The sequence below is a fragment of the Brochothrix thermosphacta DSM 20171 = FSL F6-1036 genome (assembly GCF_036884295.1).
Taxonomy (GTDB): Bacteria; Bacillota; Bacilli; order Lactobacillales; family Listeriaceae; genus Brochothrix; species Brochothrix thermosphacta.
Genome location: NZ_CP145608.1, coordinates 2,357,629 through 2,371,525 on the forward strand (window position 1 = coordinate 2,357,629; position 13,897 = coordinate 2,371,525).

17 protein-coding genes are annotated in these 13,897 nt (G+C 37.8%); 3 read left to right on the top strand and 14 right to left on the bottom strand.

The features are described 5' to 3' along the window. Positions 1-103 precede the first annotated feature (103 nt). Positions 104-1,030: a TDT family transporter gene (locus V6S17_RS11675; RefSeq protein ID WP_029091077.1), complete on the bottom strand. Its 927-nt coding sequence runs from the start codon at positions 1,028-1,030 to the stop codon at positions 104-106. 137 nt (positions 1,031-1,167) lie between these two features. Between V6S17_RS11675 and V6S17_RS11680 the strand changes: the two genes are divergently transcribed. After that, positions 1,168-2,010, top strand: coding sequence for a LysR family transcriptional regulator (locus V6S17_RS11680; protein ID WP_029091076.1), 843 nt, complete (start codon positions 1,168-1,170; stop codon positions 2,008-2,010). Here V6S17_RS11680 and V6S17_RS11685 read toward each other — a convergent pair. The 5 genes from V6S17_RS11685 to V6S17_RS11705 form a co-directional block, all read right to left on the bottom strand. Next, positions 2,000-3,391 (bottom strand): sensor histidine kinase, encoded by a 1,392-nt coding sequence (locus V6S17_RS11685; protein ID WP_051457146.1) that lies wholly within the window; start codon positions 3,389-3,391, stop codon positions 2,000-2,002. The genes V6S17_RS11680 and V6S17_RS11685 overlap by 11 nt on opposite strands. Then, the gene (locus tag V6S17_RS11690) at positions 3,381-4,019 is read right to left on the bottom strand and encodes a response regulator transcription factor (protein ID WP_029091075.1); all 639 of its coding nucleotides are present in this window, start codon (positions 4,017-4,019) and stop codon (positions 3,381-3,383) included. Before V6S17_RS11690 ends, V6S17_RS11685 begins: the two co-directional genes overlap by 11 nt. A 14-nt stretch (positions 4,020-4,033) precedes the next feature. After that, positions 4,034-4,612: a glycoside hydrolase family 73 protein gene (locus tag V6S17_RS11695; RefSeq protein WP_029091074.1), complete on the bottom strand. Its 579-nt coding sequence runs from the start codon at positions 4,610-4,612 to the stop codon at positions 4,034-4,036. Between the two features lie 110 nt (positions 4,613-4,722). Beyond that, positions 4,723-5,223 (bottom strand): DUF1456 family protein, encoded by a 501-nt coding sequence (locus V6S17_RS11700; RefSeq protein WP_029091073.1) that lies wholly within the window; start codon positions 5,221-5,223, stop codon positions 4,723-4,725. Positions 5,224-5,521: 298 nt separating this feature from the next. Then, the gene (locus V6S17_RS11705; protein WP_036027026.1) at positions 5,522-6,058 is read right to left on the bottom strand and encodes a dihydrofolate reductase family protein; all 537 of its coding nucleotides are present in this window, start codon (positions 6,056-6,058) and stop codon (positions 5,522-5,524) included. A gap of 104 nt (positions 6,059-6,162) precedes the next feature. On the opposite strand from V6S17_RS11705, the gene V6S17_RS11710 reads away from it, so the two are divergent. Beyond that, positions 6,163-6,675 (top strand): TetR/AcrR family transcriptional regulator, encoded by a 513-nt coding sequence (locus V6S17_RS11710; RefSeq protein ID WP_029091071.1) that lies wholly within the window; start codon positions 6,163-6,165, stop codon positions 6,673-6,675. A 4-nt stretch (positions 6,676-6,679) separates the two neighbouring features. Here the strand turns inward: V6S17_RS11710 and V6S17_RS11715 are convergent, their stop codons facing one another. From V6S17_RS11715 to V6S17_RS11730, 4 genes are all read right to left on the bottom strand, one after another. Beyond that, on the bottom strand, positions 6,680-7,699 hold the full coding sequence (locus V6S17_RS11715) for an ROK family protein (RefSeq protein ID WP_029091070.1): 1,020 nt from the start codon (positions 7,697-7,699) through the stop codon (positions 6,680-6,682). Between the two features lie 33 nt (positions 7,700-7,732). Continuing rightward, positions 7,733-8,116 (bottom strand): VOC family protein, encoded by a 384-nt coding sequence (locus tag V6S17_RS11720; protein WP_029091069.1) that lies wholly within the window; start codon positions 8,114-8,116, stop codon positions 7,733-7,735. Between the two features lie 23 nt (positions 8,117-8,139). After that, complete coding sequence (locus V6S17_RS11725) at positions 8,140-8,751, bottom strand: sugar O-acetyltransferase (RefSeq protein WP_029091068.1); 612 nt, start codon at positions 8,749-8,751, stop codon at positions 8,140-8,142. 71 nt (positions 8,752-8,822) lie between these two features. Next, positions 8,823-9,635, bottom strand: coding sequence for a helix-turn-helix domain-containing protein (locus tag V6S17_RS11730; RefSeq protein WP_036027049.1), 813 nt, complete (start codon positions 9,633-9,635; stop codon positions 8,823-8,825). A gap of 121 nt (positions 9,636-9,756) precedes the next feature. On the opposite strand from V6S17_RS11730, the gene V6S17_RS11735 reads away from it, so the two are divergent. Further along, the gene (locus tag V6S17_RS11735; RefSeq protein WP_036027023.1) at positions 9,757-10,989 is read left to right on the top strand and encodes a beta-ketoacyl-[acyl-carrier-protein] synthase family protein; all 1,233 of its coding nucleotides are present in this window, start codon (positions 9,757-9,759) and stop codon (positions 10,987-10,989) included. Between the two features lie 17 nt (positions 10,990-11,006). Here V6S17_RS11735 and V6S17_RS11740 read toward each other — a convergent pair whose 3' ends face one another. The 4 genes from V6S17_RS11740 to V6S17_RS11755 are packed head-to-tail and all read right to left on the bottom strand — an operon-like array spanning position 11,007 to position 13,872. Further along, positions 11,007-11,399: a YbgA family protein gene (locus V6S17_RS11740; protein ID WP_029091066.1), complete on the bottom strand. Its 393-nt coding sequence runs from the start codon at positions 11,397-11,399 to the stop codon at positions 11,007-11,009. A gap of 21 nt (positions 11,400-11,420) precedes the next feature. After that, complete coding sequence (locus V6S17_RS11745; protein WP_029091065.1) at positions 11,421-12,518, bottom strand: DNA alkylation repair protein; 1,098 nt, start codon at positions 12,516-12,518, stop codon at positions 11,421-11,423. A 21-nt stretch (positions 12,519-12,539) separates the two neighbouring features. After that, positions 12,540-13,358, bottom strand: coding sequence for an AAA family ATPase (locus V6S17_RS11750; protein ID WP_029091064.1), 819 nt, complete (start codon positions 13,356-13,358; stop codon positions 12,540-12,542). Between the two features lie 16 nt (positions 13,359-13,374). Continuing rightward, positions 13,375-13,872 carry an LURP-one-related/scramblase family protein gene (locus V6S17_RS11755; RefSeq protein ID WP_029091063.1) on the bottom strand — a complete coding sequence of 166 codons (498 nt, stop codon included), beginning with the start codon at positions 13,870-13,872 and terminating at the stop codon, positions 13,375-13,377. Positions 13,873-13,897: the final 25 nt, after the last annotated feature.

Below are 13,897 nucleotides of genomic sequence, written 5' to 3' on the forward strand. Positions count from 1 at the left end.
TGTAACACAAGATAGCTGCACTAAAAAAGGAGTAAACTCAAGAGTTTACTCCTTTTTGTGTTTAAAACAAAACCAGTTCGTTTAGCTATATTTGATAAACAGCTTAAGCTTCTCGTTTCATCATATGAGTGTTCAAAAAGACAATGTAATGAATGATGACATACAGTACCATTGCACAGGCAATAACTGTTTCAATGATTCCCGCCACATGTAAAAATTGTAGTTGTGGTAATTGTTTTGCACTTAATGTTAATGCTGTTGCTGATATTACCATCGGGAATGTCAACGCAGCATAACTTGGATAAAACGATAGACGTAGTACACGTGGTATTTGCAGTAATACAAACACATACAAAGCTTGAGCTAAACAAAGCAATGCAATCGCCAACCAACGAATTTCTCCACCATAAATCGTGATACATCCTGCTAGACATAATGAAGCCGGTGCAGCAATAATACCGATCAACGGGAGTGTTGCTTCTGGCATTTTTTTGTGCCAATAGACACGTTTAAATACAATTGGTAACACGATTACATACAGAGCTAGTGCAATCCATAAAAAGGTTTTTCCTAGTGTTGGGTAAAAATTCAAGCTGGTAACGGGGATTACGCCAATACCAACATACATCACAAACCAACTAGGATATATTTTCCCAATATGCCAAGGAAAAACAAATCGTGCTGTAAAATAGGTCATTAAACCAATGTGTAGTACAACAGCTACTAACCACAAAATTTGAGCTACAAGATGCCAACCAGCGAGCGGTTCTATATAGGTTGCTAAAATCATTATTGCCATCGTAAATGTGGGTGTTACAGCAACGATTATTGGATTATTAAAATCTGACCGTACATGACCTGGGTGTATCAATAGTTTCAATACTAATATAAAAACCATCACTCCACCTATAATTGCTAAACCATTCCCTATCAGAGGGTTGCCCCATAACTTAAATAAATTACCTAACGAACATACAGCTAAAGCCAAACCAGCCATCGGTAAAGGAATACCTGCTAAAAAGTGTTTCATAACATTGACGCCCCTTTTCTTCCCTTGAAAAATTCTTATATCATTTCTTTACATATCCTATCTTACAATAGTATGATTAATAAAGGAAATCGTTATTTTTTATGCAATTGATAAATTTTCTCTATAGGAGGGGTTAGATGTTTAAATTACTCAAAACATTCATCGCAGTATACGAGCAAGAGAGCTTTACAAAAGCAGCCGATTTATTATTTTTAACACAACCTACAATTTCGGGTCATATCAAAAAACTTGAAGACGAACTCGATACCTTATTATTTATTCGCACAAGTAATAAGGCTGTTTATCCTTGCCAAGCAGCGCAGATTTTTTACCCTAAAGCGATTGAATTGTTAGCCAATTGGGAACAGGAAAAACGTGCCCTTCAAAATGAAGAAAGTTATCATCAGCGTCTCCATTTAGCTGCCTCATTAACAATTGGCACTGAAGTTCTTCCGAAAATTTTAGCGGAAATTGCGCATGATTATCCACAGTTGCAAGTAACGCTCACCATTTGTAATTCAGATGAAGTCGCCGCTTTAATGGAAAATTCGCAATGTGACCTCGGCTTTGTAGAAAAAACTATCTTCTCTCATCATCTAAAAAGTCGCTTGTTGTGTCAAGACCGCCTCATTAAAATTACAACCGCACCCGATCTTAATCATTGGATTATTCGTGAACAAGGTTCTGGTTTGTTATTTGCAACACAAAATTATTTCGACACGAATAGAATCGTACCTGAGCATATTCTCACCGTCAATAATAACGATGCCATCATTCATTTACTTCATCTGAACATGGGCAATGCTTTATTGTCTGAAAGATATATACATCGTTTAACAATACCGTTCACTTACTTACCCGATCACTACACGCGACATTTTTCATTAATTCATCGCCCACGACAACTCGAAGATCCTTATTATGCTAAATTGATTGATCAGTTGACAACGTATGTCCAAGAGGATACACCTACGCCTTAATGGGTAAGTGTAAAATAAAGGAGAAGTGTCCGTCAACAATCGCTATTTTTGTACGATAACCGTGTGCCTCACTAATCGCCGCAACAATTGCCAAACCTAAACCTGTACCAGAAAGCGCTTCGTTACGAGAAGGCTCATGCGTATAAAAGGCGTCCCATAATTTATTGATGGGGAAATCCTCAGATAATGTTGTTTGATTGCTTAACACCAGTGTTACATCAGTAGTTGTTTGCGACCACGTCGCAGTGATTATTTTACTACTCGCATATTTCAGGCTATTGCTTACGATATTATCAAATAATAAACGCAGCACTTCTGCCTCAGCAAAAATAACGGTTTCTTTTTCGAGCCCGATTGTCTGCAATTGATGTTGTGTTAAATTTAATGCAGGTGTGCTTTCGTTCACGGTCTCTGACCAGAGTTTATTGATGCTCACGGCTTCACGTTTAATTTCACGTTGCTCGAGTTGTGAAAGTTTTAGCATCCGATTAACAATGTCATTCAAACGGTTGTTTTGTTCTTGAATAACGGTTAAATAGGCCCCATCATCTAGACCATCTTTTATTCCTGCTGAGTAAGCACCAATAAGGGCAATGGGCGTTTTTAATTCATGTGTCAAATCAGCTATCAATTGCTTCAATTGTGTATTATGCGCCACCAGTTGTTGCTGATAGAGCTGTAAATTTGTACTCATTCGATTAATATTTTTTGAAAGATCTCCAATTTCATCCGTCGTAATATGAGTCATTTTCACGAAATCAAACTCGGCAATCTTACCCGTTACTTCTTTCAATTCAATCAAGGGTTGCACCATTTTTCGTGCGGCAATAAACACTAAACTGATTATCACTAGTAACGTTAACAGTAACGTAACGCCATTAAAACGGTTCATCACTGCACTGGTTTCGGAAAAGTGAACGGTCGAAACACCTACCACGTAAAGTTGATTATCCAACACTTTCAACTGCACAAGAAAACTCGCTTTTTGTTTATCTTGATTGTATTCTTTCTGAATTGTTTCAGGATTTCCCTTGAGTTTTTCTAACGTATCCTCCGTTATCCAAAATCGATTGAGCGCAACTCTGTTTCTGGTTAATTCAAACGACACTCGCTCATTAAAAGCATCATTATTTTCCTCTACGATGGGCACTCTAACGATTACTACCTGTTGCTGCTCTTTTTGCTCTTGTAACCATTTTTCTGTTCTTAAGGCTTTGGGTTTTTCAGAAATATCCGCCATCATCGCACTGATTTTATTTTCCATCTGCCAATGATAATAACGTGGCGCAACATAACTATTAACGGTATACATGACCGCAAAACAGACCACAATAATCGCTGAAAAAAACAACGCCATTTTGATACTAATTTTATTTTTCAATACAATACCCCAATCCTCGTCGCGTCGTTATAGTATCGGCTCCAATTTTTTCTCGCAAACGACGAATATGAGTATCAACTGTACGGTCGACACCCTCATAATCTAAACCCCAAACATTATCAATCAACTGTTCACGCGTGACGTTTCGCCCACGATTTAACAACAAGACGTTGAGCAACTCGTATTCTTTTTTCGTAAGCTGAAGTTCAACCCTATCCTTCCAAACACGATGATTTTTCATATCTACAACTAAGTCACCCACATGATGTAGTTCATCAATACCGAGCAATCTTTTAATTCTTAAAAGTAACACTTGTGGATCAAATGGTTTACGAATGAATTCATCGGCACCGACTGTTAACGACTCAACCTCATCTGTAATTTCGCTTTTCGCTGTTAACATCATAATTTTCAAATCAGCAACTTGTTTAATTGTTTGAATAATTTCAATGCCATCCATTTCTGGCATCATCCAATCGACAATTAGTAAATCGATTTTTTCTGTTTCTAATATCGCTAAAGCATCCCTACCATTCAAAGCAGTATACACTTCAAAATGTGCTTTTTTCAAATAAGCTGTTAGTATTGTGACCATTTCTGGACTATCATCGACTACTAAAATTTTCATTCTTAATACTCCTCTCACCGCGGACGATCGTATTTAAATAAACTGTACTGTTCAATTATTTCAATTATTTTTTCGGCATATTTTGGATCGGTCGCATAACCACCCTCTTGCAAAATATAGGCTGATTCACGATAATTTTTACTTTTCTCTAACCCACTGTATGTACCACCCTCTAAAAATTCCGCATGGTCCAACACAGAATCAGCAATCGAATCATAGACTTTAAAATTATCAACTATTGTAATGCGTTCGCCCTCTTCATATTCATCGGTTGTCATTTTAATCGTTTCGCCTTTTATACCAAAGAGGTTGTTACTTTTTAGCGCTAATTCACTGCGACCCCAATCTGACTCTAAGATAGCTTGTGCAATTGTAATACTTGCTGAAAGAGATGTTTCATCCTCTAATTTTTGTGCTTGTTTAGAAATATCTTCAATGAATTTTGTTTGATATCTTGTATTATAACGTTCTTCCCAGTCAATCGCTGCTTTCTCCTCTGGCTGACTCAGTAACCCTATCGTTATTATTCCCACTAAACAGACTAAAAATCCTATAATAATATATCTTTTTTTTATATTTTTTTGTTTTTCCATTTCAACTCACTCCTTAAGATTTACTTGTTAACCTTATCTTAAGGGAGCAATGTCACAGTAATATGTCAAAATAAAAACCACCTGTCAACATGTGACAAAGTGGCTGAAATCTAATTGCGGTAACGTAAAGCTAAACCTTTTAGGAAGTTACGCGCAAATTTATCGCCGCATTGTTTAAAATTACGGTGATCATCCTTACGTAAAACTGCACTTAATTCGCCTTTAGATAAGTAAACACCTGCATCATCTAAAATTTCCAGCATATCATCGCTCGTTAATGATAAAGCAATTTTAACTTTCTTCAACAAAAGATTGTTGATGTGACGAATTTCTTTGCTTTTTTGTTGAGGGGGTAATGGTTGGTCATCTTTACGCCCTCGTTTAAACGTTATAAAACCATTGAAAAATGAGTCGATCATTGCATTGTCACACGATTTCACATAAACATTACCATCATCTTCACTCGTCATTAAGTATTCTTGTTTTGTTAGCATGTCTTTTACTTCTTGCAAAGTTAATTCAACACCTGCTAGTCGAAACATTTCAACCATGTCTGTATCTTTGATGTCTAGTGCGTAACGTAAACGCAACAGTATATCATTATTATTCATCGTCGTCTTCCTTTCACTTTACCGATTTGACTCGCACTTATAAGTATACTTCTTTCTGAGTAGTCTTGCATGTTTTTTTGTGAGGGTTATAGAGCATTTGCCTTAAAAGTAATTCCTCTGAAAAGTTAGTTAACCCCACTATTCTGTGAACCATCATTTTTAATCAACATTTTCTGCCACTTGTGTGATTTAAATCGTCAACGTCATCATAAATAGGATTCATATAAATAAGTCCCCCTTAATAAGGCAGCAAAAAGCCTAAAACAATATTAAATGTTTTAGGCTTTTTATAACTACTTTAGCGCGTATAAACTTGGCTACTCATACCATTGACAGCTGTAATTTCTTTTAATTTCAAATGACGTTTTGTGCTGTTTCCTTCAAACAAAGAGATTCCTTGTCCTAAAATAACAGGAACAGTTGTGAGGTTGTACTCATCAATTAAATCTGCTTTGATGAGCGGTGCTATTAGGCTAGCGCCACCGACCAACCAAATATCGCCACCTTCTTCAGCTAATAATCGTTCAATCAGCGATACGACCGATGCATTGACAAATTGCACGCCTTCCTTTGCTTTTAAATGTTGTTGCGTTGTTAAAACATAGGACTTTGCCCCTTCGTAGGGGTAATGATCTGGCGAAAGTTCTTCCACAACTTGTTGATAGGTTGTTCGCCCCATTACAACGGTATCAATTGTTTCATAAAACCGTTCATAAGAATCATCACTGACTGGTTTATCCACCGTTACCTCACCTAAAAAATCAATACCGCCTTGTGTATCTGCGATAAAACCATCAATGCTCACCGCAATATAAAGAATAACTTTTCTTTTCATAACCATCCGCCTTTCATTTATTACTAATAAATATAGTATACTCTAGAAAGGATAACGACATCATCCGACAATGTTATATCAGTGTCGGTCTTTGGAGGAAAATCATGAAATTAACCATTTGGAAAACCACTTATCGTTTATTAACTGAACAAAAAACACCTTTTTCAAAGCTATCTATCCGAGCAATTTGCGAAGCATGTGCGATTCACCATACCTCATTCTATTACCATTTTAACGATAAATTTGATTTATTTAACTTTGGTATACAGCAACTTTTAGCTGATTATGAACGGCTTTCAATACAAACTAAATTCACGTCACCTTTTAGTGTATCGAATACTTTCTTTAAAAATTCTGATTTACAATTATTAATAACCGCACAAACTCATGATCCACTCGCACCCTCATTAATTACCCGTTATGCTGAAAAACAATTAGTCACTGAAGCCTTTTTGTACCTTGAAAATAAAACGATCAGTGTGCCACAACAATTATTGGCACAACAACTCGTCCGTACGATTTTCACTATCAGCGATTGGTCTCAAACGCAAGCACACATTTCCGATACTGAACTAGATGCCTTGTATCAAGAGTTGACTGCAGATTTATTTATATAGTGAGTTATTTGAATGAGAATGGTAATGATACTTCATATTGTGTATTTAAGCGTTGCAGCGATAAACAAATCATCCCATAAACATAGTAGGCATAAAAACCTTGCCGCACTGTGACTGTTGTTTTTTCAACTGCTGGAAAAACCGCTTCAATTCGCTCTTCTATTTTTTGCTTCACAGCAACAGTTGCATGTGTACCAAAAACAACGACATGATGCGGGTCATACATACTGACTAATGATTGTGCCGACTGAATGATATTTTCTTCGATATCTGTCGCAGTTACAACCGATTCCCAATTTTGTTTGACAGGCAAATACTTAATTTCTCCCGCGAGACCATTCTTACCTTTTATCAATTTACCATTAAGATAAATCCCTGCCCCTGGCGGGTTTGAATCCGGGTAATATAGACCAACGACAGACTCACTCTGTAAGAATTTTTCACTAGTACAAAAACCAATAATTGCCGCATTAATATCATTTTCTAATATAACAGGTAATTGAAACCGTTCAGTCAATGTTTTTTCTAATTGAACATCCAGTAGTTTTTCAAAATCAATCATTGTTAATCTGCCATTGATTTCTTGTCCTGGAATCCCTACGCTGATTAATTTCAAAGTAGAGTAACGCGCAACATATGGCGCTAATGCTTCTATTAAAAACGACAGTGTTAGCTGCTGAACTTCCTTACGTTCTTCAACTATTGCCTCGCCAAAAGCATTTCCTACGACTATATCAACCACTTCATTTTCTTTTTCTTGGGATAAACACACCGTTAAAAATAATTCAAACTCACCATTGTATGCATATAAAGTTGCTTTACGTCCCGCTGTAGATTGTGTTTCTTTTAATTTTAATACTTCCTGACTATCCACCAATTCTTGAATAATCGCATTAATTGTGACAACACTCAAGCCGCTTATTTCAGATAATTCCGGCTTTGTCATCGTCTTTTTTGCTTTCAATATTTTACGCACCGTATTGACGTTGAGTTTTTTCATCAGTCTCGCATCGCCAATTTTCATGTCTACACCTCTTTTATATTCTCTACTGCTTTGTTAAATAGTTATTTCAATTTGATTTCCTTCTGGATCTTTAATACAACTTTCATAATAACCGTCACCTGTTGTACGTGGTTGACTCACGACTTCATACCCCTCGTTTTCTAACTGTTCAGTGAGCTGATTCACCTTTTCTTTACTTCCTACGTTGACAGCTAAATGCGTCCAACCTACTCTGTATAAGCTGCTTTCTTCAGGCTTATTTTCTGGTCGTGTCATTAATTCGAGACGCGCACCTTCTTCAAAAGATAAAAAGTAGGTTTGTAATCCTGTTTTTGGATTGTGATATTTTTCGCCCGCAACACCGTGGAAATAAGTTTGATAAAACATACGCATTTTTTCTAAATCCAATACATATAAAGCAATATGATCAATCTTCATCGTTTTTCCCCCTTAATTTGTGGTTAGTAATCCGTCACATCAAAACGTTGGTTTTTATAATAATAATCACGATCTTCTTCTGTAATTGCACGGAATACACGACAAGGGTTTCCCACGGCAATAACATTGGCGGGAATATCTTTCGTTACCACACTGCCTGATCCGATGACCGTATTTTCACCGATTGTTACACCAGGATTAACAACTGTATTACCACCAATCCATACATTATCACCGATAGTAATGGCAATGCCATATTCATAACCAGAATTACGCGATGTCGGATGAACAGGGTGCCCGGCTGTGAACAGCGATACATTCGGAGCAAATTGTACGTTTGATCCAATAGTGACAGGACCCACATCTAAAATCGTGCAGTTATAGTTGGCGTAGAAGTTTTCACCTACCGAAATATTTGCACCGTAATCACAGCGAAACGGTTGTTTGACTGTAATCGCTTCGCCCGTATTACCAAAAATAGCTTTGATCCCTTTCGATAACTCCTCACGTTGCGTGGGTAATAGTTGATTATACTTATGTACTTTTATTTTTAGTTCATCGCGTTCTTTTACTAAACTTGCATCTTTATTTGCGATATACGGCAGACCTGCTATCATGCGTTCTCTTTGATTCATTTTGACGCCTCCCTGACTTTATAAAGGTTCTTTATAAACAGTTTACGTCACCGTCTTAACCTTGTCAAACTTTAACTTTCACTTACGATTGGCACAAAAATGCTCAGCCTGTATTCACTTCCCACATCTGTTGTCTCTAATGATGTGAGTTGGTAAGCCACGCTCCCTATCCCTGGTAAATTAAAGATTAATTGTAAGTCTGGGTCACGATTAATCGTATTGGCATGCCACATTTTTTTAAATGTTTCACTTTTTGCTTCGAGTGCCTGAATAAAAATGCCGTATTGTGGATCAGCGGTATATTTGCCGTAATTACCTTTAAAAATCGCCACAAATTGTGTAGCTAATTCCGTCCAATTGAGTGCCAAACGACGAATTGCCCTTTTTGTAAAAATCACATCAATCAAATTACGTTCGGTTACCTTCAATTGTTGAAAATCAATCAGCAATCGTGTTGCAGCATCATTCCAATCTACAATGTTCAAATAGCGATCAGTGACTAATACGGGATAGTCACTAATTGCCTGCACTACTTTATGTACATCTTTGTGTTTATGGGTGGTAGCAGGTTGTGTCGGTGCGACTGCCTCATATTGGTAGTGTACCGCTAGCGAGAGTAAATAATTATTTTCTTCAGGTGTTAGTTGTAATACATTGGCAATGGCACGTACTGTATCAACTGATAGCTGTATATTTTTCCCTTGTTCAAATCGTGTGTACCAACTTGTGCTCACACCAGCAAGCATTGCGACTTCCTCACGTCTTAAACCAATAACACGACGTCTTTGCCCTCCTAAAGGTAAACCGACTGCTTCTGGTGACAATGATGCCCGTTTGTTTGTTAAAAAAGTTGAAAGTTCTTTTAATCTTGTTTCCGCTTCCATTTTGATACACTCCCTTTTATTAGCCTATTACTTTTTATCCTACCATAAATACAGTTCTGTCATAGGATATAACAGCTTGCTATACTAGCATTATCTTAGATAAATGAAGGGTTGGATAATTATGCAAGAACGTGTTGTCATTACAGGCATGGGAATGATTTCCCCGCTTGGTTATACAGTTGATGAAAGTTATCACAATTTACGTGCAGGAAAATCGGGGATTCAAAAATTACAAAATAGTGACGCGCAGACAGCATTAATTGGCGGTGTCATTAATGATCCTTATTCACACAGCTCTATTACAGTTAAAGAGCGACGACGCTTAGATAGATTTGCCTTTTTCGCACTCGAAGCAGCACAGCAAGCGTTTGACGATTCAGGAATTGAAAACAACTGTGATTCTTATCGTTTGGGCACCTTTGTTGGATCGGGGATTGGCGGAATAGAAACATTGATTAACAATATTGAGCTCTACAACACAAGAGGTCCTCGTCGTGTGAGTCCTTCTTTTGTACCGATGATTATGCCTAATGCTGCCACGGGCAATATAAGTATCGCGTTTAATGCTAAAGGTCCTTCTTACGCGCCTGTTTCGGCCTGTGCTACAGGAAATACGGCAATTGGTGAGGCTTATCGTCAGATTAAAGCTGGTTATATTGACGCTGCGTTTGCTGGAGGAAGCGAGGCTTCAATGGTGCCTGTTGCTTTTGCTGGTTTTGCAAACGCTCGCGCACTTTCTTCTGCTTATACAGAAACACCAGAAGCTGCCAGCCGTCCGTTTGACGATGCTCGTGATGGTTTTGTAATGGGAGAAGGCGGTGCTGTTCTTATTTTAGAAAGTCTCAGTCATGCCAATGCTCGCGGCGCCAACATCTATGCGGAGATAACAGGTTATGGCACCACAACCGATGCTCATCATCTTGTTGCACCTGAACCAACTGGCGATGGTGCTTATCGTGCGATGACCTTGGCATTAGCTGATGCCCATTTACAACCAAAAGATATTGATGTCATCAGCGCCCATGCTACAAGCACCCCTCTTGGTGATGCTATCGAAGCTGCCTCTTTACATAAGCTCTTCAAAGAGGAGTTAGCACATATTCCTGTTACTGCCAACAAATCGATGACCGGGCATTTATTCGGTGCTGCTGGTGCCTTCGAAGCTATCGCTCTTGCTAAAATGCTCGCAAATAATGAAATAACACCTACCCGCAATTATCGTTCGGATCATCACGAAGGCGAACTTAATTTGAGTGACAAATTAATAACGAAACCCCTCACACATGGCCTCAGCAATAGTTTTGGCTTTGGTGGCCATAATGCTGTACTCGTGATAAGCGCCTTCACCTCTTAAAAAACAAAAAACTGACATTAAGAGTCAGTTTTTTTTGTTGGGAATAATAAATTTGAATTCAATAAATACTTCATTTGATACTTCACTGTTAACGCACGTAAAAAGGGCAATAACTCATCCGTGGTGGGTGAAAAATGCTCACTCAATTCACGGTAACGTACGAGCTCCTCAGGTGTTGCTATGCGTTTGAAATAGCCCCACACATGTTGATATGCATTTAACAATGAACCTCTTGTAGGAACCGTTTCATAAGCGTTCTGAATCAATCGACGATAGGAACCTTCTTTCTCTTCGCTCCATTCATTACCTTTAAACAACTGCCGTATGGCGTTGTACTCTCTTTGGGAATGCGCCATCACATCGTATTTAAGCGCCGCCCATTCCTGCTGTTGCTCTCGCGTAACTTGCATTGAGTATCACTCCTCTACAATTTAAATACTGAAATCAACAGTTGTTTCACCAATGATCTCACCGTTTAATACTAAACGAAAAACATACGTTCCTGTATAATGTTGACGCGTCGTTAAGTTTTTCCAAACGTAATTTTTCTCACCGCCATAAGTCTTCATTAGTGGCGTTATTTTCTTTTCACTTAAAAAGAAACGTTTAGTAGAAGTTCCATGTTTTTTTACAAAATCCACTTCTAATAGAAGTCGTACGGTTGTTTTTTCACTTGCTAATGCGTCGAATGAATACGTAAACGTTGATGTCTCGCCCAAACTAACTGCAATACGATCAACATTAAATACAACATCCGTGAGTGTCATGTCAGAAGCAGCTGCATAATCTAACAGTGCCAACACATCTGACTGACCTTCTTTCAGCAATGTTCTTAACCCTTTACGTATGAGCCACATGACTTCTGCTGATGCGTTACTATGCCATTCACCCATCAATTCTATCACCAGCTGTGGGTGGTCTTTGCTCAAGTCATTAATATTATTAGCCACGCTTTTTCGTACATAAAGTGACTCATCATCTTTTAGTTGTTTTAAAATAGTGATAATATCAGCTGTTTGATCTACTAATCCCGGCACTTTTTTTGCCCATGGTAAACGCGTACGACATCCCTCGCTGGCTAAACGACGGACATGTTCATCAGTTGGATGTTGTGACCAAATCTTCATTTTCGTCATTGTTTCTTCGTAATGATTTGTTAGAAAGGCACGGATTGCAAATTCACCTGTCGAACCGCTTGTTAATTGCTCAAGTAATTGTAGCGCTACTGGCACATTATTTTGACCGTATTTCGCCACGTAATCAGGTAAAAAGATGTAAGCTAGGCCTTTACCTGTTTCTTGTATGTGTAACAATAATGGTCCAACAACTGTCAGGTCTTTGTTTTCCAAACTCTCATGCAAAGCACTTGAAAACCGGTCCACTCGACCCATTAACGTTAATTCTTCCCAACCTTTTGCTTCTATTTTTTGTTGAAAGAGCGCCTGGTTAAAGGTCGCATCATACTCTAAAATTGCTGACATGATTGTCTCCAAAAAAACTTCTGAATAAATATCCTTCACTAATGCCATTTCATAACCCCTTATTAATTTTTAGTTTGCATTGTTGAAAGAAGTGCTATGTTTTGCAAAGAAGCGCTGATAGGTTTGAACATTTTCTAATGCTGTCCAGTCACATGTATGCAATCCCGGTAAATCTAATTGATAAATGGTACTTTCCAATCCACCTAGTAAAAAAGGTGAATGTGTTGCAATAATAAATTGACAGTTTAAAAACCGTGCAGCATCAGCAATAAAATCAACTAGTTTCAACTGGTTTTCAGGTGACAAGGATGCTTCTGGCTCATCTAACAAATAAATACCCTCGGGTTCAATAAAATCTTCATATATATGTTTTGCTGTTTCACCGTTTGAATATTTTTCTTGAGAGAAACTGAGCCTATCAATACTTTTCTTCATCTCATATGTTTCGAGATGCTCTGAACGCTCTGCTTTCGTCTCACCAAGCTTACCACGTTCATAGAAATAACCTTCACGCAAAATAGCTTCTTGCTGTATCTTTTTTATCTCATATAAGATATCTTCACTTTTGATATAACGACTGTTTGCAGGTATATTAAAATCACGATTAGTCACTTCATCAAGCTCGAAACTAATCTGACTCTCATTCACATAGTTGGCAAAATAATCAACGCTACCTCCTTGTTTGGGTGGTTCTGCACCTGGTATCCCTAACTTTTGTGCCAGGATATTTAACAGCGTCGATTTACCAGAACCGTTAGTGCCATATAATATTGTGACCGTATCAAATACGAGAACTTCTGAACGCTTATTGGCTAGAATATTGTACGGATAGATAGTACACGCCTTCATTTTTTTAGCAGACAATTGAAAACTTCGTAGATAACGCATCCTGCCACTCCTCTAATTAATTGTTAGAACCATTATGAGAATGGGACTCTGAGTCTTCTACATAATCAATCGCAATCACTAACGCAATAATCGTATGTTCTAAACGCTCATCTTTAATTTCGACTTCAAACGTGTCACCCCAACTCAGCAACTTCTTTCTCACGCTTGCCACTCTTTGTCCATCACGCAGAACATCAAAGTTACGCTCCCACCAATCCCCATTGATTTCAAGACCTTCCGCTTCAATGTGATAACGCGTTTTGAACAAAGTTAATGCCTTCTTGATAATAATTTCTTTCTCACCCTCTACAGCGACATAAAACGTGGGATGCAAACTGAACATTTTTTTCGTAATAGTTGCTATTTCATTATCTTGTGTATCACGAATCACGAAGCTTTTTTTCATTGAAAACACACTACCTTCAACAAAATATTTATCATTTTGCCGTTCATCTTTGACTGTGAATTTACCGCCAAGACTAAATACTTTTTGCTTAATATAAAGATAACTCATTATTTTAACATCCCTTCTCATTGGA